General features: G+C 34.6%; 22 protein-coding genes and 1 riboswitch. Of the genes, 16 read left to right on the forward strand and 6 right to left on the reverse strand.

Going from position 1 to position 21,771, the window contains the following annotated elements; all coding sequences use genetic code 11:
- Positions 1 to 349 precede the first annotated feature (349 nt).
- The 3 genes from accB to A9G03_RS07275 all read left to right on the forward strand — a co-directional run bounded on the left by accB (position 350) and on the right by A9G03_RS07275 (position 2,895).
- A complete protein-coding gene (accB, locus tag A9G03_RS07265) occupies positions 350 to 811 on the forward strand; it encodes an acetyl-CoA carboxylase biotin carboxyl carrier protein (protein WP_065634342.1) in 462 nt (153 codons plus the stop codon).
- A 29-nt stretch (positions 812 to 840) separates the two neighbouring features.
- Complete coding sequence (gene accC / locus A9G03_RS07270; RefSeq protein WP_065634341.1) at positions 841 to 2,187, forward strand: acetyl-CoA carboxylase biotin carboxylase subunit; 1,347 nt, start codon at positions 841 to 843, stop codon at positions 2,185 to 2,187.
- Positions 2,188 to 2,256: 69 nt separating this feature from the next.
- The gene (locus tag A9G03_RS07275; protein ID WP_065798822.1) at positions 2,257 to 2,895 is read left to right on the forward strand and encodes a bifunctional 4-hydroxy-2-oxoglutarate aldolase/2-dehydro-3-deoxy-phosphogluconate aldolase; all 639 of its coding nucleotides are present in this window, start codon (positions 2,257 to 2,259) and stop codon (positions 2,893 to 2,895) included.
- A 52-nt stretch (positions 2,896 to 2,947) separates the two neighbouring features.
- Here the strand turns inward: A9G03_RS07275 and A9G03_RS07280 are convergent, their stop codons facing one another.
- Both A9G03_RS07280 and A9G03_RS07285 read right to left on the reverse strand, forming a co-directional pair.
- A complete protein-coding gene (locus A9G03_RS07280) occupies positions 2,948 to 3,718 on the reverse strand; it encodes an ABC transporter permease (protein WP_065634339.1) in 771 nt (256 codons plus the stop codon).
- 11 nt (positions 3,719 to 3,729) lie between these two features.
- Positions 3,730 to 4,656 carry an ABC transporter ATP-binding protein gene (locus tag A9G03_RS07285; RefSeq protein ID WP_065634338.1) on the reverse strand — a complete coding sequence of 309 codons (927 nt, stop codon included), beginning with the start codon at positions 4,654 to 4,656 and terminating at the stop codon, positions 3,730 to 3,732.
- 207 nt (positions 4,657 to 4,863) lie between these two features.
- Between A9G03_RS07285 and mog the strand changes: the two genes are divergently transcribed.
- From mog to A9G03_RS07305, 4 genes are all read left to right on the forward strand, one after another.
- On the forward strand, positions 4,864 to 5,442 hold the full coding sequence (gene mog / locus A9G03_RS07290; RefSeq protein ID WP_065798823.1) for a molybdopterin adenylyltransferase: 579 nt from the start codon (positions 4,864 to 4,866) through the stop codon (positions 5,440 to 5,442).
- Between the two features lie 202 nt (positions 5,443 to 5,644).
- Positions 5,645 to 6,103, forward strand: coding sequence for a transcriptional regulator ArgR (gene argR / locus A9G03_RS07295; protein WP_065634336.1), 459 nt, complete (start codon positions 5,645 to 5,647; stop codon positions 6,101 to 6,103).
- Between the two features lie 103 nt (positions 6,104 to 6,206).
- A riboswitch (Lysine riboswitch) is annotated at positions 6,207 to 6,381 on the forward strand.
- An 81-nt stretch (positions 6,382 to 6,462) separates the two neighbouring features.
- Entirely contained in the window at positions 6,463 to 7,824 is a 1,362-nt protein-coding gene (gene lysC, locus A9G03_RS07300) for a lysine-sensitive aspartokinase 3 (protein ID WP_065798824.1), read from the forward strand.
- 363 nt (positions 7,825 to 8,187) lie between these two features.
- Positions 8,188 to 8,430: a GlsB/YeaQ/YmgE family stress response membrane protein gene (locus A9G03_RS07305; RefSeq protein WP_065634334.1), complete on the forward strand. Its 243-nt coding sequence runs from the start codon at positions 8,188 to 8,190 to the stop codon at positions 8,428 to 8,430.
- Positions 8,431 to 8,509: 79 nt separating this feature from the next.
- On the opposite strand, the gene A9G03_RS07310 is transcribed toward A9G03_RS07305, so the two are convergent.
- Entirely contained in the window at positions 8,510 to 8,857 is a 348-nt protein-coding gene (locus tag A9G03_RS07310; RefSeq protein WP_065634333.1) for a hypothetical protein, read from the reverse strand.
- Positions 8,858 to 8,968: 111 nt separating this feature from the next.
- Between A9G03_RS07310 and cysS the strand changes: the two genes are divergently transcribed.
- Complete coding sequence (gene cysS, locus A9G03_RS07315) at positions 8,969 to 10,363, forward strand: cysteine--tRNA ligase (protein WP_065634332.1); 1,395 nt, start codon at positions 8,969 to 8,971, stop codon at positions 10,361 to 10,363.
- Between the two features lie 55 nt (positions 10,364 to 10,418).
- Here the strand turns inward: cysS and trmJ are convergent, their stop codons facing one another.
- Positions 10,419 to 11,096, reverse strand: a complete 678-nt coding sequence (gene trmJ / locus A9G03_RS07320) for a tRNA (cytosine(32)/uridine(32)-2'-O)-methyltransferase TrmJ (protein ID WP_442903110.1) — start codon at positions 11,094 to 11,096, stop codon at positions 10,419 to 10,421.
- Between the two features lie 307 nt (positions 11,097 to 11,403).
- On the opposite strand from trmJ, the gene raiA reads away from it, so the two are divergent.
- The 5 genes from raiA (at position 11,404) to A9G03_RS07345 (ending at position 16,872) form a co-directional block, all read left to right on the forward strand.
- Positions 11,404 to 11,736: a ribosome-associated translation inhibitor RaiA gene (gene raiA / locus A9G03_RS07325; protein WP_065634331.1), complete on the forward strand. Its 333-nt coding sequence runs from the start codon at positions 11,404 to 11,406 to the stop codon at positions 11,734 to 11,736.
- 99 nt (positions 11,737 to 11,835) lie between these two features.
- Positions 11,836 to 12,987 carry a bifunctional chorismate mutase/prephenate dehydratase gene (gene pheA, locus A9G03_RS07330; RefSeq protein WP_065634330.1) on the forward strand — a complete coding sequence of 384 codons (1,152 nt, stop codon included), beginning with the start codon at positions 11,836 to 11,838 and terminating at the stop codon, positions 12,985 to 12,987.
- Positions 12,988 to 12,996: 9 nt separating this feature from the next.
- Positions 12,997 to 14,034 (forward strand): A/G-specific adenine glycosylase, encoded by a 1,038-nt coding sequence (gene mutY / locus A9G03_RS07335; protein ID WP_065634329.1) that lies wholly within the window; start codon positions 12,997 to 12,999, stop codon positions 14,032 to 14,034.
- Positions 14,035 to 14,103: 69 nt separating this feature from the next.
- The gene (locus tag A9G03_RS07340) at positions 14,104 to 15,279 is read left to right on the forward strand and encodes an MFS transporter (protein ID WP_065634328.1); all 1,176 of its coding nucleotides are present in this window, start codon (positions 14,104 to 14,106) and stop codon (positions 15,277 to 15,279) included.
- A gap of 552 nt (positions 15,280 to 15,831) precedes the next feature.
- Positions 15,832 to 16,872, forward strand: a complete 1,041-nt coding sequence (locus A9G03_RS07345; RefSeq protein ID WP_065798825.1) for an NADH:flavin oxidoreductase/NADH oxidase — start codon at positions 15,832 to 15,834, stop codon at positions 16,870 to 16,872.
- A 63-nt stretch (positions 16,873 to 16,935) separates the two neighbouring features.
- On the opposite strand, the gene A9G03_RS07350 is transcribed toward A9G03_RS07345, so the two are convergent.
- Both A9G03_RS07350 and A9G03_RS07355 read right to left on the reverse strand, forming a co-directional pair.
- Positions 16,936 to 18,120 (reverse strand): FAD-dependent monooxygenase, encoded by a 1,185-nt coding sequence (locus tag A9G03_RS07350; RefSeq protein WP_065634326.1) that lies wholly within the window; start codon positions 18,118 to 18,120, stop codon positions 16,936 to 16,938.
- Positions 18,121 to 18,134: 14 nt separating this feature from the next.
- On the reverse strand, positions 18,135 to 18,311 hold the full coding sequence (locus A9G03_RS07355) for a Sec-independent protein translocase subunit TatA (protein ID WP_065634325.1): 177 nt from the start codon (positions 18,309 to 18,311) through the stop codon (positions 18,135 to 18,137).
- On the opposite strand from A9G03_RS07355, the gene A9G03_RS12555 reads away from it, so the two are divergent.
- The 3 genes from A9G03_RS12555 to A9G03_RS07365 all read left to right on the forward strand — a co-directional run bounded on the left by A9G03_RS12555 (position 18,305) and on the right by A9G03_RS07365 (position 21,736).
- Positions 18,305 to 18,481: a hypothetical protein gene (locus tag A9G03_RS12555; protein ID WP_176700967.1), complete on the forward strand. Its 177-nt coding sequence runs from the start codon at positions 18,305 to 18,307 to the stop codon at positions 18,479 to 18,481. The genes A9G03_RS07355 and A9G03_RS12555 overlap by 7 nt on opposite strands.
- A 478-nt stretch (positions 18,482 to 18,959) precedes the next feature.
- A complete protein-coding gene (locus A9G03_RS07360; protein WP_065634324.1) occupies positions 18,960 to 19,646 on the forward strand; it encodes a LexA family transcriptional regulator in 687 nt (228 codons plus the stop codon).
- 254 nt (positions 19,647 to 19,900) lie between these two features.
- Positions 19,901 to 21,736: an ABC transporter ATP-binding protein gene (locus A9G03_RS07365; protein WP_065798826.1), complete on the forward strand. Its 1,836-nt coding sequence runs from the start codon at positions 19,901 to 19,903 to the stop codon at positions 21,734 to 21,736.
- Positions 21,737 to 21,771: the final 35 nt, after the last annotated feature.

Raw genomic sequence — 21,771 nt, forward strand, 5'->3', positions numbered from 1 at the left:
ATTAATCGTGTTTAAATGTTAGTGAGTATTTGAAGCAACGCATTGTATAAATTATATATTTTTAAAGCAACATTAGGCTAAATAATATACTATTTGATGCTTTTAAAACACCACCAGCTTCAATAATAATTAAGTGTTACTATTGTATCGCAATTATAAAATAATACCTAGAAAATAGTATAACAACAGATCGTAAAGGAGATATATAATGACAAAATCGGTTTTACAGTGTATGCTTCCGCGTTAATGTTGAGTTACTGCCTTATTATCGACTTAAAAGATCTCTTTTAAGATATTAAGGATGCATTAAAATAATTGTTACTTATATCAAATAAACACGGTGTAATTCATGGATATACGCAAAATTAAAAAATTAATTGAATTAGTTGAAGAATCAGGTATTTCAGAGCTTGAAATTTCTGAAGGTGAAGAGTCAGTACGAATTAGTCGTTCTGTTCCCGCTACAAACTATTCTGCGCCAATACAAAATATTCAAATTCCTCAAGCAGCTCCAGTTGTTGTTGCTCCTAGTGCAGCAGCGGATGTTGTTACTGAAGCTGATCCTATTACTCCTACTGGCACGACTATAAAATCGCCAATGGTAGGCACTTTTTATCGCACACCAAGCCCAGAATCGAAAGCGTTTGTTGAAGTGGGTCAAACTGTAAATGTTGGTGATGTACTTTGTATTGTTGAAGCGATGAAAATGATGAACCAAATTGAATCAGAAAAAGCAGGCACAATTAAAGCTATTTTAGTTGAAAACGGTCAACCAGTTGAATTTGATCAGCCACTATTCATCATTGAATAATATTCATTAAAAAAATTAAGAGATTGAATATGCTTGATAAAATTCTTATAGCTAATCGTGGCGAAATCGCTCTACGTATCTTAAGAGCCTGTAAAGAGCTGGGCATTAAAACTGTTGCAGTTCACTCGTCAGCAGATAAAGATTTAAAACATGTTTTGCTTGCAGACGAAACCGTTTGCATTGGTCCTGCAGCTTCTGCTAAAAGCTATCTTAACATTCCAGCATTGATTTCTGCCGCTGAAGTAACGGGTGCGGCAGCTATCCATCCTGGATATGGTTTTTTATCAGAAAATGCCGACTTTGCTGAACAAGTTGAGCGTTCAGGCTTTATTTTTATAGGACCTAAAGCTGATACCATTCGTTTAATGGGTGATAAAGTGTCGGCAATTCATGCTATGAAAAAAGCAGGTGTACCTTGTGTGCCAGGTTCTGATGGACCACTAGGTAATGATATGAATACCAATAAACAAATTGCTAAAAAAATTGGTTATCCTGTCATTATTAAAGCATCAGGTGGCGGCGGTGGTCGTGGTATGCGCATTGTTAGAGAAGAGAAAGATCTTGAACAATCAATTAAAATGACCAAATTAGAAGCAAAAACAGCTTTTAATAACGATATGGTTTATATGGAAAAATTCCTAGAAAATCCACGCCATATTGAAATACAAGTGCTATCTGATGGTCAAGGTAACGCTGTTTACTTGGGTGAACGAGATTGTTCAATGCAAAGACGCCATCAAAAAGTTGTTGAAGAAGCGCCAGCTGTAGGTATTACGCCTAAAATGCGCAAATTCATTGGTGAACGTTGCGTTAATGCCTGTATTGAAATTGGCTATCGTGGTGCGGGTACATTTGAGTTTTTATTTGAAAATGGTGAATTCTATTTCATTGAAATGAACACTCGTATTCAAGTTGAACATCCTGTTACCGAAATGGTTACGGGTATAGATTTGATTAAAGAGCAAATTTCAATTGCAGCAGGTCAGCCACTATCATTAAAACAGAGTGATATTCATATTACTGGTCATGCCATTGAATGCCGTATCAATGCTGAAGATCCAAAAACCTTTATGCCTTCACCAGGTAAAATTACGCGTTTTCATGCACCAGGTGGTTTTGGTATTCGTTGGGAATCTCATATTTACGCTGGCTACACTGTCCCACCTTATTATGACTCAATGATCGGTAAATTAATCGCTTATGGTGAAACGCGTGAAGTTGCAATTGCACGTATGAAAAACGCCTTAGCTGAATTAGTTATTGATGGCATAAAAACCAATATTGATTTGCATATCGAAATTATGAATGATAAAGGCTTCTTGAAAGGTGGCACTAATATTCATTATTTAGAAAAAAAATTAGGTATTTATGAGTAGTAAACACTAATCGCTAACTTCTTAGCGATTAGTGTCATATTTTATATTGATAAAGAATTGGTGAAGTAAATGAAAAACTGGAAAAAAAGCGCCGAAGATATTTTAACACTCGGTCCGGTTGTACCTGTTATTGTTATCGAGCGCTTAGAAGATGCGGTACCACTAGCCAAAGCATTAATTGCTGGTGGGGTAAAAGTGCTTGAGGTAACATTAAGAACGGCTTGTGCTCTTGATGCCATTAAGAAAATAATCAAAGAAGTACCCGAAGCGGTCGTTGGTGCAGGTACGGTTACAACAGTTGAACAACTCAAACAAGTTACCGATGCAGGTGTTGAGTTTGTCATTACACCCGGTATTACCGACGCTATTTTAAAAGCCGCAGTCGAAGGACCAATTCCAGTTATTCCAGGTATTGCAACCATTTCTGAACTACTGACTGCTCAAGAGTATGGATTAACTGCATTGAAGTTTTTCCCAGCTGAAATCAATGGCGGCGTAGCGGCATTAAAAGCTTTTGCTGGACCTTGTGGATATATGAAGTTTTGTCCAACCGGTGGCGTTAATCCGAAAAATTATCGTGATTATTTAGCCCTTGATAATGTACTGTGTGTTGGTGGAACATGGTTTATTCCAACTGATGCAATAGCAAAAGGTGAATTTGCTAAAATTACTGAAATGGCACAACAAGCAGTTGCTGGTGCACAATAAGATACTAATCCGCCGACAAATTGTCGGCGGTTAATTAATAAAGACAATCAAACTAACTCCGTAATCCTTTTCCTTTTTCAATCAAATTCCATACCATGATATAAAGTACTGTTACAAATAAGATTAGCATTGAAAAGGTGATCCATAATGATACATCTGTCACCCCTAAAAAGCCGTAGCGAAAACCATTAATCATATAAACAATAGGATTTAGTTTTGATACCCATTGCCAAAAAATAGGTAGCATGCTGATTGAGTAAAATACGCCGCCAAGATAAGTTAATGGTGTTAACACAAAAGTAGGAATAATACTAATATCATCGAAGGTTTTTGCATACACGGCATTTAATAGTCCTGCAAGTGAAAATAAAATTGACGTTAACAGCAACGTACATACAACAAAAAGCCAAGAATGAACTTGATAGCGAACAAAAAATAACGATACGATTGTCACTAATATGCCAGTTAAAATCCCACGCATAACGCCCCCACCAACGTATCCCCAAATTAAAATATGGGTGGGCACAGGGGCAACTAATAACTCTTCGATATTTCGTTGAAATTTGGCACTGAAAAATGACGAGCAGACATTAGTATATGAATTAGTAATGACAGACATCATAATAAGTCCCGGCACAATAAATGCCATATAATTAAATCCGCCCATATCACCAACACGCGAACCAATTAAGTTACCAAAAATAATAAAATAAAGCGACATTGTAATAACCGGCGGAATTAAAGTTTGAACCCATATTCTTAAAAACCGAGTGACTTCTTTACGCCAAATACTTTTTAATGCAATCCAATATAAATGATTCATTTAGCTTTCCCCTATCCCTGCTCACTATGATGCAAAAGATCGACAAATAACTCTTCTAATCGATTTGCTTTATTTCGCACACTTATCACCTTGATGTGTTGTTGATTAAGCTGTTCAAATAATTGATTTAAACCAAGCTGTTTATTAACTTTTACTTCTAACATGCCTGATTCAATATTTGAAAATTGATAACCCTCTAAGGTAATTGGTTCTTTGGTTGGAATATAATCAATAATAATTGTTTCAGATTGACTATTAGCGAGCAAATCCCGCATAGAAGAGTTGGCAATCAATTGACCATGTTGAATAATACCGATATGCCGACATAGCATTTCCGCTTCTTCTAGGTAGTGAGTGGTCAAAATAATTGTAATGCCTTGGCGATTAATCTCGCGTAAAAAATCCCACATTGAACGTCTTAATTCAATATCAACGCCGGCGGTGGGTTCATCTAAAATTAAAAGTTTAGGTTCGTGCACTAATGCTCTAGCTATCATCAATCGCCTTTTCATCCCGCCTGATAACATGCAAGCGCGGCTATGGCGTTTATCCCACAAATCTAAAATCCGTAAATATTTTTCAGCACGTTCTAATGCCAATTTACGCGGCAATCCATAATAACCACCTTGGTTAGTTATTATTTGTAGTACTTCTTCAAATTGATTAAAATTAAACTCTTGGGGTACTAGCCCCAATTGTCTTTTTGCATTAACGATATCATTATCTAAGTCATAACCAAATATTTTAACTTGGCCCGATGTCTTAGTGACCAGTGAGCTAATGATGCCTATAGTAGTTGACTTACCCGCACCATTAGGACCGAGTAATGCATAAAAATCACCGGCTTGTACTGTCAAATTAATGCCTTTTAACGCTTGCACACCATTTTTATAAATCTTTTTAAGTTCAATTAACTCTAGTGCAGGTATTGATGACATGAAAATATCCTAAATAAATAGATTATTATTTACATTATGCTATTGCATTTATTAGAGGGGGAAATATTGACAATTTAATCTTTAGTTGTAAAGGTCTTTTTAGTATTATTTAGGATATAACAAAGAACAAATGACACCAGATCTAACGCAAATTGCTTAAATACTAAGATTTGATAGGTGAGTTTTAAATTTGAAGGAATAAAGAATATGATTAAAATTGGACTGGTTTCAGTATCAGATCGGGCATCGCAAGGTATTTATGCAGATGAAGGGATACCGGCTTTGTTATCATGGCTCAAAACCGCACTGATAACCCCGTTTGAAACCGAAACACGCGTTATTCCTGATGAACAACCTTTGATTGAAAACACATTATGTGACTTAGTTGATAATTTTCGTTGTCACTTAATTTTAACCACTGGCGGTACTGGTCCGGCTTTAAGGGATGTCACGCCGGATGCAACATTAGCCATTGCCGATCGCATCATGCCGGGCTTTGGTGAACAAATGCGTCAAATTAGTTTGCATTTTGTGCCAACAGCGATTTTATCAAGACAAGTCGGCGTTATTCGTAAAAAATGCTTAATATTAAATCTGCCCGGTAGACCAAAATCCATCCAAGAAACACTACAAGGCGTTAAAGATAGTGATGGCAATAGCCTAGTTGATGGAATTTTTGCCAGTGTTCCTTACTGTATAGATCTTCTTGAAGGGCCTTATATTGAAACGCATGAACACATCGTCAAATCGTTTAGACCCAAAAGCAGCATAAAATCAGATAATTGATTTTATGCAAAGATTATGCATAATTATGAACAATATGCTTTACACTCATTGAATATGAGGTGCTGAAACAACCTTTGATATAACGGTTTTCAACATATTTACCAATAAGTTTATGTGAATAATGTTAAAATAAAAGCAGCACAAAAACATTACCGTTATTTTCAATAAAACAACCGTCATAAATGAATTCCTAAGGAGAATTATGAAACAAGACGATCTGACTAAAACTTTTAAAGAAATGCTGCTGCAAGAAAAATTTAGTTCTCAAATTAGTATTGTGCAAGCGTTACAAGAACAAGGATTTGATAATATTAACCAATCCAAAGTTTCCAGAATGTTAACCAAATTTGGCGCAGTTAGAACTCGTAATGCCAAATCCGAAATGGTTTATTGTCTACCTGCTGAAATGAGCGTTCCAACAACCAGCAGTCCTTTAAAAAATTTAGTCGTTGATATTGATTATAATAGTTCGATGGTGGTGATTCGTACCAGCCCTGGAGCCGCTCAACTTATTGCCAGATTACTTGATTCCATTGGCAAGTCAGAAGGCATTTTAGGTTCAATAGCTGGTGATGATACTATCTTTAGTACACCAACTAAATCTTGTTCTGTTAAACATTTATATCAAACTATTATTCAACTATTTGAACAAGAATTATAATCAATGATTAAACATTACTATATTAATATTTCGCACTTAACCTATTGACAGATATGACAGAATCGTTAATTCTATATAGCGACACTATTGTAACTCGAGTTACATATAAAGAAGAGGCGCATTACTCAGGTAAATTATTTTAGGTTCTGGAACCTGTTATAAATAATTGAGGGGATGTAATGCCGAGGTTTGGTTAAGCTTCCAGAAATTAACCAGATCGACTACAAGGGCTGAATCCCTTGGGTTGTCACCTAAGCAGGTGGAGCGCTTCCCGGTCTGTACTTTTTTAACGAGAATGTAAATAGCACATACCCTCGCTCTATCTCTGTTAAAAATTAAATTTTTAATATGAGGAATTCATGGAAACATCATTTGTCATTGCCAAATTTGGTGGTACTAGTGTTGCTGATTATTCAGCAATGGTAAATAGCGCTAACATTGTTATTGCTAACCCTAATGTAAAAGTTGTTGTGTTATCAGCATCGGCTGGAATTACAAACTTACTGGTCGCTTTAGCCGAAGGTCGTGATGCAGAAGTTAGAGCACAGCACATTGCAAAGATCCAATCTATTCAATATAACATTTTAGAAAATCTACCCGAAAACCAAACCTTAAGAGCTGAAATAGATCAAATCATCGCAAATATTGCCTCTTTATCAGAAGCAGCTAGCCTTGCAACCTCAGCGGCTTTAACCGACGAACTAGTCAGTCATGGCGAAATTATGTCGTCAAAATTATTTGTCGAAATATTACGAGAAAAACAAAAAAATGCCATGTGGTTTGATGTTCGCAAAGTTATGCGCACTGATGATAATTTTGGTAAAGCTCAACCTAAAATTGACGAAATTAAGCAACTTTGTTGCGCTCATCTTAAATCCTTAAATGGTAATGCATTGATTGTCACACAAGGTTTTATTGGTAGTGAAGCTAGCGGTAAAACAACGACATTAGGACGAGGAGGAAGTGATTATACAGCAGCGTTACTTGGTGAAGCATTAAATGCGAGTCAAATTGATATTTGGACGGATGTTGCCGGTATTTATACAACAGATCCACGAATTACACCAACAGCCAAACGTATTGATGAAATATCGTTTGCCGAAGCCGCTGAAATGGCAACCTTTGGTGCCAAAGTTTTGCACCCAGCAACGTTGGTACCAGCTGTTCGAAGTAATATTCCGGTATTTGTTGGTTCGAGTAAAGCGCCACAAGAAGGGGGAACTATTGTTTACAATACCCATAGCATCGAATCAAATCTACCTTCCTTTAGAGCATTAGCACTTCGTCGAAAACAAACCCTTGTAACATTAACAAGTTTAAATATGTTACATGCTCAAGGTTTTTTGGCTAATGTCTTTACTATTTTGGCTAAACACAATATTTCGGTTGATTTAGTCACAACATCTGAAGTAAGTATTGCCTTAACGATTGATACTACCGGCACCAACACCAACGGTGGCAGTTTATTAACTAAAGAGTTGTTTGATGAGCTTTCTGGTTTATGTCATGTAGATGTTGAAGAAGATTTAGCGCTTATTGCAATTATTGGTAATCAATTAACCTCAACCAAAGGGATAGCTAAAGAAGTCTTTGGTGCTTTAGATGACTATATTATTCGACTGTGTTGTTATGGTGCAAGTACACATAACTTATGTCTCTTAGCCAGAAGTCACGATGCTGAATCCATCATAAAAATTTTACATAAAACAATTTTTGAATAGATACCGCTAGCAAGGGAAGGTTCATAGCCTTCCTTGTTTCTATTAACCTGCTTCAAACCTATCACATCGATAAATTAGCTCATAAAACAAACGGTATAAAAACCTAGTATCTAACTAAAAATAATTGTAAACTATATTACAAATGATTAGATGAATAACCCTCTTCAATATAACAACTTATTTAATCATTTGTTACTAATGTATCTACTTGCTATTTCTTTTATCTACATATTCTTACTATTAATAAGATGTTAAGTTCAATCAATTAAATTAATTTATTAAATTACAAACGTTATTTATTAATTTTTTTATACACTGATAGTCATCATACATTTAAACTTAATCAAACAAAGGAAATTCATTATGGGTCTATTAAGTTGGATTATTTTAGGATTACTTGCTGGTTGGATCGCCAAATTTTTTATGCCACTAGGTAAAGTGGGTGTCATTAAAACGATTATTCTGGGTATTGCAGGCGCGCTAGTTGGCGGCTACATCAGTACTTTCTTCGGTCTAGGAAGCGTCAATGGTTTTAACTTCTATAGTCTGTTAATTTCAGTATTAGGGGCAATATTGCTTATTTATATTTATCGTTTACTGAAATAATATTCTTACTTAAATCTAAATTGGCGAGTTAACTCGCCAATTTTCACTTATCTATCCAACTAAAGTTCTTTCATTTATATTAATGTTTAAAACCTATTAATTTTAGTAGCTTTTTAAGTACCCAAATTAATATATATACACATAAGATAATGCTTAGTAAAGCACCCAAAGCCCCTAAAAGGCATACTAAAAAAATAACAAAAAGTGCAATAAACTTATAAAATCCTATATCGCCAAAGCCACCTAACCTCCTGTTAACAGCCTCCACAAATAATAATATTGCTAAAAAAATCCACGCAAGCCAAAATAGTAATTTTTTAAAGCGATTATTAAATTCAATTTCCATTACAAAACTAATAACTTCAATAGCCATTAATATTACAATAAAACTATACAAAAAAGTTATTCCCCAAATTTGTGATATCATCAATTAATTCCATTTAATTTATTTAATGAGATAATAAGAAATAATTTCGCCACTTCTAGTTTTTTGTTATATTAAACACTAAAATTTATCAAATTTATTCTGCAGGATCAAATGCTCAAAATATTTAATACATTATCTCGTGAGAAAGAAATATTTAAACCAATTACACCAAATAAAGTTGGGCTATATGTTTGTGGTGTTACTATCTATGATCTATGCCATATTGGTCATGGTCGTACTTTTGTCGCGTTTGATGTGGTCACCCGTTATTTACGTTTTTTAGGTTATGATTTAACTTATGTTCGTAATATTACCGACGTTGATGATAAAATTATAAAACGAGCACTCGAAAATGGCGAAACCTGTGATCAGCTAACTGAACGAATGTTGAAAGAAATGTACGCCGATTTTGATGCACTTAATATTAAACGTCCTGATGTTGAACCTCGCGCTACTCATCATATGCCACAAATTATCGATTTAGTGCAAGAGCTAATTAAAAAAGATCATGCTTATATTGCTGATAATGGTGATGTTATGTTCTCGGTCGAAAGTGATGCTAATTATGGTATTTTATCACGTCAAAATCTTGAACAATTACAAGCTGGTGCTCGAGTAGATGTTGTTGATGTCAAACGAAATCCAATGGATTTTGTACTTTGGAAAATGTCCAAACCTAACGAACCTAGTTGGGATTCCCCTTGGGGTAAAGGCCGCCCAGGTTGGCACATTGAATGTTCAGCAATGAATAGTTATCAATTAGGTCATCATTTTGATATCCATGGTGGCGGTTCTGATTTAATGTTCCCACACCATGAAAATGAGATTGCTCAATCAACTTGTGCACACAATGGTGAATATGTTAATTACTGGATGCATTCCGGTATGGTGATGATCGACCAAGAAAAAATGTCAAAATCACTTAATAACTTTTTTACCATTCGTGATGTTTTAAAGCATTATGATCCGGAAACTGTACGTTATTTTCTACTTTCAGGTCACTATCGTAGCCAGCTAAACTATAGCGAAGAAAATTTAAAACAAGCAAGAATGGCTTTAGAGCGATTATATACAGCTTTACGCGATACTGATATCAATTATCCTTATACATTATCAACAGATAGCCAATATTATGGTCAATTTTGCGATGCCATGAATGATGATTTTAATACGCCAGAAGCTTATTCAACTTTATTTGATTTAGCTCGCGAAATTAATAAAGCTAAGGCTGAAAATGATACGACATTGGCTAATCAATTAGCAGCTCAATTGCGTTATTTAGCCAAAGTACTTGGTTTGTTAGAACAAGATCCAATAAAATTTTTACAAGGCGATAATCAAGACGCAGTAGATGTTGAATTAATTGAATCGTTAATTAAACAACGTAATGAAGCCCGTGCCACTAAAAATTGGGCTCTAGCCGACGAAGCCCGAGATAAGCTAAATGCCATGAATATTGTGCTCGAAGATGGCGCCACAGGAACCACTTGGCGTAAAAAGAGTTAAATAATGTAGTTCATCTAAAGATACCCCATATCCTTGTATGAGGTATCTTTAGGCTTTATAACTTTTTATCAATGGAAGTTAAAATTCCCCTCAAAATATTCAACTCTGATTGCTCAATTCGCGCACGAGTAAATAATCGACGCAAACGCCCCATAATTTGCCCAGGATGATTTGCATTAATAAAACCTGTTTGTAATAAAGTTTGTTCTAAGTGCTGATAAAACCGTTCAATATCTTCATCCTTTGGGAATTGTATAATTGAATCATCACTTTGGTTAGTTAAATCCGTTTGGCTATTTAACAGCGACATGCGAATCTCATAACATAACACTTGCACTGACATTGCTAAGTTTAATGAACTGTAATCGGGATTGGCAGGAATACCAACATGATAATGACATTTTTGCAGTTCATCATTGGTCAATCCAACACGCTCACGTCCAAAAACTAATGCGACATCTGCATTCTCGGTTGCTTCTTGAATTATTTTATCGCCACACTCTTTAGGCGTTAAATTGGGCCACTGTAAGCTACGTGGACGGGCACTCGTACCAATAACTAAACGACAATCGGCTATCGCTTGCTCAAGTGATGTAAAAATTTGCGCATTTTTAATAATATCGCTAGCACCAGCCGCTAACGAAATTGATTGCGAATCGGGTTTTATCACTGGATTGACTAAACAAAGATTCGATAGTCCCATGGTTTTCATTGCTCTAGCCGCAGATCCCATATTACCGGTATGAGAAGTTTCGACTAGCACAATTTTTACTTTATCTAAAATGTTCACATCATCCTCGTAAAAAATAAAACTATTGTTAGATCATATTAACAATTAGTATATAGTAAAAATGTTACAAATTGCAGTTTGACTATTGTTTGATTTTATACAAATATAAGATTTTTCTGGACAATAATCACAAAAATTTGTTTTGAGTACAAATAACCTATTGACGAAATAAAAATAATTTGCCAATGTAGATAAATAAACACATAGTAGTGTTTGCTCAATTTGTAAGTAATCAAAGTGGAGGTCAATCATGACTTTAAGTATTACCAGTAAGCAAATGGACATTACTCCAGCAATTCGTAGCTATCTTGAAGATAAGTTTTCGAAATTAGATAAATGGAGAGCACTGTTAATCAACCCTCATTTTATTTTATCGAAAGAACCCGATGGATTTATAATTGATGCAACTATTGCAACTAAAGGTTCCCCTTTAGTTGCTTCGGCAAAACATAGCGATATGTATGCAGCAATTAATGCCCTTATTGAAAAACTTGAAAAACAACTTAATAAAATTCAACATAAAAGTGAATCTAGACGTGCTTGTGATAGTATAAAAGGCGCTGTTATTGAAGAAGAGTTGTAATTAATTATTTATTGAAATATAAGAAAAAGGCACTTTGATAGTGCCTTTATTTTTTTGCTTGTTATAATATAACTAACTTTTTTTATATAATGAATAAATATGACTGTAAATCCTTTGTTGCCTTTACGTGACCAAATTAACGAAATTGATCGAAACCTTCTTGAACTCATTGCTAAACGACGCGAACTTTCAACCAACGTTATTCAAACTAAAATTGCAGCGAATATTCCAGTACGTGATTTAGAACGTGAACGTTCGCTAGTAAAAGCGTTGATAAATCAAGGAAAAAACCATAACCTTGATGATTTACTGATCAGGCGTTTATACCAAATCATTATTGAAGATTCAGTTTTACTGCAACAAAAAATCTTACAAGAGAATCTAAACCAAAATTGTGTTACTAGTGCAAAAGTGGCTTTTTTAGGACCTAAAGGTTCCTATTCGCATTCCGCTGCTCGTCGTTATGCTAGCGCTAATTTAGAGCAGATGGTTGAATCAAGTTGCTCAACGTTTAAAGATGTCTTTGAAAAAATTGAACATAATTTGGTAGATTATGGCATACTTCCGATTGAAAACTCGAGTTCAGGATCAATAAATGAAGTTTATGATCTACTGCAAAAAACACATTTACATATTATTGCAGAATTGTCATTACCTATAGATCACTGCATCCTTGCTATACCAAATACTGAGCTTGATAAAATTGATACCATATACAGCCATCCACAACCTTTTCAACAATGCAGTAATTTTCTAGAAAATTATCCGCATTGGAAAATCGTTTACTGTGATAGTACGTCATCAGCAATGGAAACCGTTGCTAAATTAAATAAGCCTAATGTTGCAGCGATAGGCAATAAAGATGGTGGAGAGTTATATGGACTTAAAATGCTTGAACATAATTTTGCCAACCAAAAGCAAAATATCACTCGCTTTATTGTACTTGCACGAGAACCGATTGACGTATCCGATCAAATTCCGGCTAAAACGACAATTTTAATGAAGACTGGTCAACAAGCAGGGGCGTTAGTTGATGCACTATTAGTACTACGTAATCATAATATTGTGATGACTAAACTTGAGTCACGACCTATTCATGGTACCCCATGGGAAGAGATGTTTTACATCGATTTACAAGGCAACATCCATTCAGATGAAATGCAAACAGCACTAAAAGAGTTAGCATCCATAACACTCTATACTAAAGTATTAGGTTGCTACCCAAGTGACTCGGTTGCGGCTATAGTCTAACTAGTGAAAATGATGCAACATTTTTCTCAAGCGGTCATTCGCTGGTATGAGCAATTTGGTAGAAAGACGCTGCCATGGCAAATAGAAAAAAGCCCCTATCATGTCTGGTTGTCGGAAGTTATGTTGCAACAAACCCAAGTTGCCACAGTTATTCCCTACTTTAAACGATTCATTGCGCATTTTCCTAAGATTTCTGATCTTGCTCATGCACCTATTGACGATGTTCTACATCTTTGGACTGGACTTGGTTATTATGCTCGTGCGCGTAATTTGCATAAAGCCGCACAAATTGTAAATGACAAATTTAAAGGTATATTTCCAACTCGTTTTGATGATGTTGTAGCATTACCAGGAGTCGGGCGCTCTACTGCCGGTGCTATTTTGTCATTATCACAAAATCAACGTTTTGCTATCTTAGATGGTAATGTTAAACGAGTACTGACTCGTTATTTTGCTGTAGATGGCTGGCCTGGCAACAAAACTATCGAAAATAGGCTATGGCAGTTGAGTGAACAAGTTACGCCAAAACACGATGTGGCAAAATTTAATCAAGCTATGATGGATATAGGCGCGACAGTTTGTACGCGTTCTAAACCAAAGTGTAGCTTATGTCCACTCAATGATGGGTGTATAGCTTACAAAACCGAAAGTTGGCAACATTTTCCAACTAAAAAACCAAAATCAACGCTTCCTGAAAAAACCGCTTATTTTTTGATACTAGAATATCAACACGCAATATGGTTAGAAAAAAGACCGCCATCAGGAATTTGGGGAGGCTTATATTGCTTACCCGAATTTGCAAATCAACAAGCATTACAAGATTGGTTAATCCAAAGGGGAATTGAAACCACGCCGCTAGAGCAATTAGTTTCGTTTCGACATACTTTTAGCCATTTTCACTTAGATATTATACCGATGAAATGTATTATCACTAATCATAAAAAGTGTTTAGATGAGAGCAATGGTTATTGGTATAATTTAAAAACTGAGAATGCAAAAATTGGCTTGGCAACGCCAATTTATAATTTACTAAAACAATTCGTTTAATTTCAAGCCAAGTTTTTCTACCTATATTTTTCGTATATAATTGCCGATTATTTTTATTTAAAATAGCTAATGAACAATACACAAAATCAAGCTTTGTCTAAATGGTTAATCTTTTTAATGGCATTTGCAATAGGTATTACTATTGCTAGTAATTACTATGCACAACCTCTGTTACACTCTATTACCAATGATTTAAACATTGCAGTTGAACACTCAGGGGCGATCATTATGACTGCACAGTTTAGTTATGCTGTCGGCTTATTATTTATTACGCCGCTAGGTGATAAACTCGAACGTAAAAAATTGATACTAATTTTAATGATCTTATCAACATGTGGTCTTATTATTAGCGCTTTATCGATTAATTTATGGATGCTAATACTAGGAACCGCTTTGACAGGACTCTTTTCAACTGTCGCCCAGGTATTAATTCCATTCGCTGCGACCTTATCAAAACCTGAGCATCGAGGAAAGGTGGTTGGTACATTAATGAGCGGTATGTTATTAGGTATATTATTAGGTCGAACTTTTGCAGGGGCTATTTCGTCAAATGCCGACTGGCATTATGTCTATTGGATTGCGGCAACTATTATGATCACTGTCACTGTGTTACTTGGTTTTTATTTACCTACCTATCGCAATACCATTAATATTAATTATTTCAAACTATTATTATCAATCGGCACACTCTATAAGCAAGAACCAATACTAAGAATTCGTTCGCTACTGGCAATTATTTCTTTTGCCCTATTTTCACTATTATGGACGCCACTTGCGTTTTTATTGACTGACGCGCCCTACCATTATTCTGATTTTATTATTGGCCTGTTTGGCTTAGCAGGAGCAGCTGGTGCTCTTGGCTCACCCATTGTCGGAAAATTATCCGATATAGGTAAAGGCACACTAGCGACAACCATTGGTTTATGTTTATTACTACTATCTTGGCTACCACTTTCACTAGCGCAGTATTCAATCATAGCGCTAATTTTAGGCGTAATATTGCTCGATTTTTCGGTACAAGTTACCCATGTTTCTAATATGAGTGCTATTTATCAAATTAGACCTGAAGCCCGCAGTCGAATGAACACGGGTTATATGGTTTGCTATTTTATAGGTGGCATGCTGGGCTCGGTTACCTCAACCTACTTATTTAGCCACTACGGTTGGGTATCGATAGCCATTACCGGAACGCTATTGGGTTTGTTTGGTATCATCAGTTGGTATATTTACAATAATAAAAAATAGTTCAATCATTTAGATCTAACTCATTAATATCATAAAATAGCTCAACCCTATTTTTTAATAAAAATATTTGAGCTTTAGTTAATAAAGTTTTACGCATTGTTTATAATCTTATTTTTTCTTCTGCTTAAACAAACCGAATTGTTGATTGTTTAAGATGATCGATTAAATAACCATAATTAACTCTTGATTTTATTATAGATTGGCCTAATTAAGATTCTTGGCACAAGGATTAATCCGAATTGAAAATAATAAAAATTGATATCGTTCATATCATTAAATAGAGTAAAAACTAATACTATACCCTTTTGCACATAACAAGGTGAAACTAAATAATCCTCTTCTTGCTTAGAATAAGATTATTTATAATACAACAGCTCAATAGCAGTTAATATTGAAAAGTACATCGTTGTTCTATAAATTAAAGCAACCATTATGGTCGTAATCATCACTAAAATGCTTTCATTAATAGTTAATAATCATAAAGATACCATCAATATTTTTAAATAAAAAACGGTTTAATGATCCAATTACTCAATACTTAAGGAGTCATTTATGGCAAAAATTTCATATCTTAATACGCCATTTACTGTAAAAAAATTAACACTAAAAAATCGTATTGTGATGCCGCCAATGTGTCAATATCAAGCAACGGATGGCGTGCCTAATGATTGGCACTTTGTTCACTATGTATCGCGTGCGGTAGGGGGTGTTGGATTAATTATTGTAGAAATGACTAATATCGCACCAAATGGTCGAATCTCGCCAAATTGTCTGGGTTTATGGAATGATGAGCAAAAAGATCAATTCAAACGAATTGTTGATGCGGTACATGCACAAAATGGCAAAATCGCTATCCAAATTGCCCATGCCGGACGCAAAGCATTAGGTACATCTGATGTTGTTTCCTGCTCACCAATTAAATATGATGGCGCTAACGAAGCCATGGAAAAATGGCAATACCAAACACCTCGCGAATTGTCGAAAGATGAAATCATCGAGATAATTGAAAAATTCAAACAATCGACCCAAAGAGCAATTGCAGCTGGGTTTGACGCGATTGAAATACATGCGGCACATGGCTATTTGATCCATCAATTTTGCTCACCAAAAAGTAATCACCGGACTGATGAATATGGCCAAGATAAATTATTATTTGCTAAGCAAGTTATCAAAGCCGTCAAATCAGTAATGCCATCGGATATGCCTTTAATTGTTCGTTTTTCAGCCCAAGAATATGGAAAGGACGGCTATGATGTTGAGTATGGGCGTAAGTTGGCCAAATGCTTTGCTGATGCTGGAGCAGACGTATTAGATGTCAGTGGTGGGGGTGATGGGCAGTTAGATCCAGCACATACCCCTGAATTTCATGCTGGTTATCAAGTTTATTTAGCGCAAAGCATTCGCAAAATAACAAATTTGCCGATTATCGCTGTAGGTATGCTCGAAGATCCTTATGTAGCTGATTATGTATTAAGTACTAAAGATGCTGATCTTATTGGCATTGGACGAGGGTTATTACGCGATCCATATTGGGCTTTACATATCCCATCCTCACCATTTATACCAAGCTCTTATGCTGTAGCTTTTAAATAACTCAGTTTTATACTTCATTATCCATCAAGTCATGCTTAAGGGTAATGAAGTAATAAATTTCACTTAAATATGCATAGCATATTTAATTAACTGTTTTTTGATAGGAGAGCAATGATCAATAGTATTCATACCAACTGTTCTTATTAATTTTTTAACAAGGTTATCACCGTTAAACATATCCTGTATGGTTCGCATAGCAGTTAACATCACTAAGGTATCTTTTCGACGCATAAATTGAAACAATTTTAAATTATCAACTAATCCAAAATCTTTTTGTTGATTAATTAATTTTTTAATTGTTGTAACCAGTAATGCTGAATCTTGAAATCCTAAATTGACGCCTTGCCCTGCTAAAGGGTGAATGGTATGAGCAGCATCACCAATTAACACTAAACGATGTTTAATAAATTGTCTTGCTAAACGCGCTTTCAACGGAAAAACCATTCTTGGATTGATTAACTGACATTGACCGACTTTATCACCCGTTAAATGAAATAATTCATTGCAGAAATCTGATTCTGACATTGAAGATAGCATTGCCGCATTATCAGGCTTGGTTGACCAAACCAAACAACTTTTATTTTGTTGCCAAAGAGGCAAAAAAGCGACAATACCGTTCGGATAAAAAATCTGTCTTGCACAAGATTGATGTGGGTAACTCGTTTCAACTGTCGTTATTACAGCATGATGAATATAATTACGCTCAAAAACAGAAATGTTTTCTTGCTTGCGAATCCAAGAGTGAGCACCATCGGCACCAATAACTAATTTAGCATATAATACAGTTTCATTAGATAATGTTAGACAAGCGTAATCTTGGCTAAACTCACTATTAATTGCTTGATCATGATAAATGGTGATGTTAGTACGTGATAATGCGTATTGATAAAGATAGTGAGATATTACATCATTTTCAATGATATAACCAAGATTAGTATAACCATAATCTTTGGCATGAGCAGCTAAATGTGCTTGACCATTTTTTTCCCAAACACCTATTTCAGAAAAATCTTGTACTCGTTTACTTGCTAATAAATCATCCCATATCCCAATTTGCGCAAAATAACGCTGACTAGCATTATTTATTGCAGACGCTCGAATACCTATCTCATCATAAAATAATTGTTGATGCTGATGAATGTTAACATCGATAAGCGCAATGTTTAAACCATGTTGACTAAGTGCGCAAGCAGTTGCTAAACCAACTAATCCGCCACCAACAATAGCAATATCAAAATTTTTATTCATACCAACAAATATCGCTACTTATTATCAAGTTTATTATCGTTTTTGACTTCAGTGTCATCATCATTCATCGCTTTTTTAAACCCTTTTAAAGCTGAACCCAAATCAGACCCTAAATTACGTAGTTTTTTTGTGCCAAATAATAAAATGACTACAGCAAGAAACACTAAAAGGTGTGGAATGCTAAATGACATATGAAAATCCTCTTTTAAAAAGTATTACTGCTATGCTTGATCCAAAACAACAAAACAGCGCTTATAGTATTGGCTCAATTATACTCTTTTTATTAAGGGATTTCACAACAAGTTATTTCAGAATAAAAAAAAGACCTGTATATAAATATACAGGCCAACATGAAATATAAGGAATATAAGGAAAGAAAACAATGAAAAATCCTTACCCTGCTTATTATCCATTTTTTTTCGTTTTAGTCAACGTTTTTTCTTTGCTTTCTTGTTTATTTAAAGAAAGGGTGCAAAATTAAAAATAAAACAAATAAAATCAGTAAAATACAATATAATAACCACTTAATTATTTCATTTTAAATATTTTAACTTAAATCAAAAATTATTAAAAAAAACATATTAAATTATAAAAATACTTTATTTTTCGTATAAAATAACTTTTTTAAAACAGAAAAAAACACATCATCATTTTTTTAAAAACTCTAATTTTAAAACGTAAAATTAAAAAAAAATCAGAATATAAAACGAATAATTTAACCAAAATTAAGAAAAAACATTTTTAAATACAAACTATTCTGATAATCATATGTATAAAACTAAAAAAATATGCTCTATAATTAGTAAACGGATGAAAATAAAAAGTAGACAGAAATAAATATGATTAAAAATAAAAATGTTAAAACATTTAAAGATAGATTATATAGCTCTATGCAAGGTTTATCTGTTTCTGCCTTTGCTAAAAAATGTGATATGTCAGAGACTGTTATCAGAGACTACTTATCAGGTAAAACATATCCATCTCTTACACGCTTAGAAGTCATTGCAGAAAAATGTAATGTATCTTTCAACTGGCTTGCTACCGGTTATAAATTAGAAGTTTTCGATCCTAAAGACGAAGATGATGGTATTTATAACGAAAATATTTATCGAATTCCTGTTTATAAAAAACAGTTACCCACTAAAGAAGAAGCGCAAACTCAGCGTTATGTTCGTGAAACCCCACCAGTGATGAATTATCCTATTGTTGAGGGTTGGGCAGCTCATCGAGGCCTAGATATCCGAAAATTAATAATTTATTGGGCTAAAGGCGATCTAATGGCGCCAGACATTGAAAATAATAATGGGGTTATCATCAACACACAAGAAAGTGAACTTATTGATGGTGCCATTTATTTAATCGAATATGAAAATTTTACCTTGCTTAGAAAAATACGATTAACACTGGGCAGTTGGATCTTAATTTGTAACAATAACCAATATCCCACTATTGAGGTTCCGAAAGCTCATTTCGAAAAATACAATATTGTGGGTCGTGCAGTACAAATTATTAAAGATGTTTTTTAACACCATAAGTAGCAATCCAAATTAGTTCAGGCTATAATTTAAACATGAGGAAATTTACAACCTGTAATTTCCTCATTAATTTACTAATAGGTATAATTTTCCTACATCAGGTAGAAAGCTAAATAATGTTCATCTAAAAATATCACTCAACAATTTAGTGTTTAGATAATTTATATCTATAACTATTACCCGCATATTTCTATTGATCATTGATAAAAAATCAATGGCTAACCTTACTAATTATTGGGTCAATTATGTATCGATTTTTTGAAAAATTGGTGTCAGCTTATCCTAAAGATGACGCACAACCTACCGCTAAAAACTTTTTTAAATTTATTTGGCAATCCACAAAGGGAATTCGCATATTTATATTATCACTTATTATACTTAGTGGTTTAAGTGGCGCTTTTGAAGCTTTCTTATTTGCAGCTCTAGGTAAAGTAGTTGATTGGCTGGCTGTCATTGAGCCAAGTAAATTTTGGCAACAAGAAAAAAGTACCTTAATTTTATTTAGCTTAATCATTCTAGCAAGCACGTTGATTATTGGCTTACAAACCATTATTAAGCATCAATCACTAGCTGGTAATTTTCCAATGAGATTACGTTGGAATCTACATCGCTTAGTCCTAAATCAAAGTATGCGATTTTTTCAAGACGAATTTGCAGGCAGAATATCAGCAAAAGTCATGCAAACAGCTCTTGCCGTTCGAGATACCTGTTTTTTAGTAGCAGATATTTTAGTTTATGTGCTTATCTCATTTATCACTATGGCAGCAATTATTGGACAACTCGATCCTTGGTTCTTATTACCTTTTTTTGGCTGGTGTGTCCTTTTTGGCATAGCTATGTACTATTTCATTCCACGCTTAAGTAAAGTGGCGAGTATGCAGGCAGACGCCAGATCAACCATGACAGGTCGGGTGACAGATGCTTATACCAATATTATGACAGTAAAACTTTTTTCACATGCTGGCAATGAAGCTAAATATGCCCAAGAGTCGATGGATGAATTTTTAATTACAGTTAATAAACAAATGCGCCTAGTGAGCAGTTTTGAAATTGTGAATCATTTGCTTTCTATTTCACTGATTTTAAGTACGACAGCGATTTCACTATGGCTATGGAGCCAGCAATTAGTCGGAGTGGGTGCGATTGCCACAACAACCGCAGTTGCACTACGATTAAATGGTTTTTCACATTGGATCATGTGGGAAATAGCCTCCTTATTTGAAAACATTGGTGTTGTTAAAGATGGAATAAAAACTTTTTCAGCGACTCAAGCTGTCACAGATAAACCGGATGCAACTGAGCTTAAAGTCAATCAAGGTAAAATTGAATTTCAGCATATAGATTTTAATTATGATAAAAAACGGTTGAATGCGGTAATCGAGAATTTAGATCTTACTATCAATCCTGGTGAAAAAATTGGATTAGTTGGTCGTTCTGGTGCTGGTAAATCGACACTAATTAACTTGCTGCTACGTTTTTATGATTTACAAAGTGGTAAAATTATTATTGATGGTCAAGATATTACCAATGTTACCCAAGAAAGCTTACGTGCCAAAATTGGTATGGTCACCCAAGATACCTCACTACTGCATCGTTCAGTAAAAGAAAATTTACTTTATGGTAATAATCAAGCCAGTGATCAAGAGATGATCATAGCGGCGAAAAAAGCCCATGCCGATGACTTTATTCAAACATTAGTCGATGCTAAAGGAAGAACAGGTTATAACGCCTATGTAGGCGAGCGAGGTATAAAATTATCAGGAGGGCAAAGACAACGTATCGCAATTGCTAGAGTCATTTTAAAAAATGCCCCTATTTTACTTTTGGATGAAGCAACAAGTGCACTTGATTCTGAAATAGAGCAAGCCATTCAAGAAAGTTTATATACCTTAATGGAAGGAAAAACCGTTATTGCGATAGCCCATCGTTTATCCACCATTGCAGCAATGGATAGATTAGTGGTATTAGATCAAGGTAAAATTATTGAGCAAGGTACCCACCAACAGTTATTAAATAAAAATGGCTTATATGCGCAGCTTTGGAAACATCAAAGTGGCGGCTTTTTGGGTGATAACCTTTAGCGAATTATCGATTAAAAAAGGAAGAATATACGCGC

Origin of the sequence: Gilliamella sp. wkB171 (assembly GCF_001693755.1) — a bacterium.
In the GTDB taxonomy this organism is placed as follows: Bacteria; Pseudomonadota; Gammaproteobacteria; order Enterobacterales; family Orbaceae; genus Gilliamella; species Gilliamella apicola_F.

What these genes read in the sequence shown, in the direction of transcription:
- accB (WP_065634342.1), top strand. Translation starts at nt 350, where the DNA reads ATGGATATACGCAAAATTAAAAAATTAATTGAATTAGTTGAAGAATCA.
- accC (WP_065634341.1), top strand. Translation starts at nt 841, where the DNA reads ATGCTTGATAAAATTCTTATAGCTAATCGTGGCGAAATCGCTCTACGT.
- A9G03_RS07275 (WP_065798822.1), top strand. Translation starts at nt 2,257, where the DNA reads ATGAAAAACTGGAAAAAAAGCGCCGAAGATATTTTAACACTCGGTCCG.
- A9G03_RS07280 (WP_065634339.1), bottom strand. Translation starts at nt 3,718, where the DNA reads ATGAATCATTTATATTGGATTGCATTAAAAAGTATTTGGCGTAAAGAA.
- A9G03_RS07285 (WP_065634338.1), bottom strand. Translation starts at nt 4,656, where the DNA reads ATGTCATCAATACCTGCACTAGAGTTAATTGAACTTAAAAAGATTTAT.
- mog (WP_065798823.1), top strand. Translation starts at nt 4,864, where the DNA reads ATGATTAAAATTGGACTGGTTTCAGTATCAGATCGGGCATCGCAAGGT.
- argR (WP_065634336.1), top strand. Translation starts at nt 5,645, where the DNA reads ATGAAACAAGACGATCTGACTAAAACTTTTAAAGAAATGCTGCTGCAA.
- lysC (WP_065798824.1), top strand. Translation starts at nt 6,463, where the DNA reads ATGGAAACATCATTTGTCATTGCCAAATTTGGTGGTACTAGTGTTGCT.
- A9G03_RS07305 (WP_065634334.1), top strand. Translation starts at nt 8,188, where the DNA reads ATGGGTCTATTAAGTTGGATTATTTTAGGATTACTTGCTGGTTGGATC.
- A9G03_RS07310 (WP_065634333.1), bottom strand. Translation starts at nt 8,857, where the DNA reads ATGATATCACAAATTTGGGGAATAACTTTTTTGTATAGTTTTATTGTA.
- cysS (WP_065634332.1), top strand. Translation starts at nt 8,969, where the DNA reads ATGCTCAAAATATTTAATACATTATCTCGTGAGAAAGAAATATTTAAA.
- trmJ (WP_442903110.1), bottom strand. Translation starts at nt 11,096, where the DNA reads ATGGGATCTGCGGCTAGAGCAATGAAAACCATGGGACTATCGAATCTT.
- raiA (WP_065634331.1), top strand. Translation starts at nt 11,404, where the DNA reads ATGACTTTAAGTATTACCAGTAAGCAAATGGACATTACTCCAGCAATT.
- pheA (WP_065634330.1), top strand. Translation starts at nt 11,836, where the DNA reads ATGACTGTAAATCCTTTGTTGCCTTTACGTGACCAAATTAACGAAATT.
- mutY (WP_065634329.1), top strand. Translation starts at nt 12,997, where the DNA reads ATGATGCAACATTTTTCTCAAGCGGTCATTCGCTGGTATGAGCAATTT.
- A9G03_RS07340 (WP_065634328.1), top strand. Translation starts at nt 14,104, where the DNA reads ATGAACAATACACAAAATCAAGCTTTGTCTAAATGGTTAATCTTTTTA.
- A9G03_RS07345 (WP_065798825.1), top strand. Translation starts at nt 15,832, where the DNA reads ATGGCAAAAATTTCATATCTTAATACGCCATTTACTGTAAAAAAATTA.
- A9G03_RS07350 (WP_065634326.1), bottom strand. Translation starts at nt 18,120, where the DNA reads ATGAATAAAAATTTTGATATTGCTATTGTTGGTGGCGGATTAGTTGGT.
- A9G03_RS12555 (WP_176700967.1), top strand. Translation starts at nt 18,305, where the DNA reads ATGACATATGAAAATCCTCTTTTAAAAAGTATTACTGCTATGCTTGAT.
- A9G03_RS07355 (WP_065634325.1), bottom strand. Translation starts at nt 18,311, where the DNA reads ATGTCATTTAGCATTCCACACCTTTTAGTGTTTCTTGCTGTAGTCATT.
- A9G03_RS07360 (WP_065634324.1), top strand. Translation starts at nt 18,960, where the DNA reads ATGATTAAAAATAAAAATGTTAAAACATTTAAAGATAGATTATATAGC.
- A9G03_RS07365 (WP_065798826.1), top strand. Translation starts at nt 19,901, where the DNA reads ATGTATCGATTTTTTGAAAAATTGGTGTCAGCTTATCCTAAAGATGAC.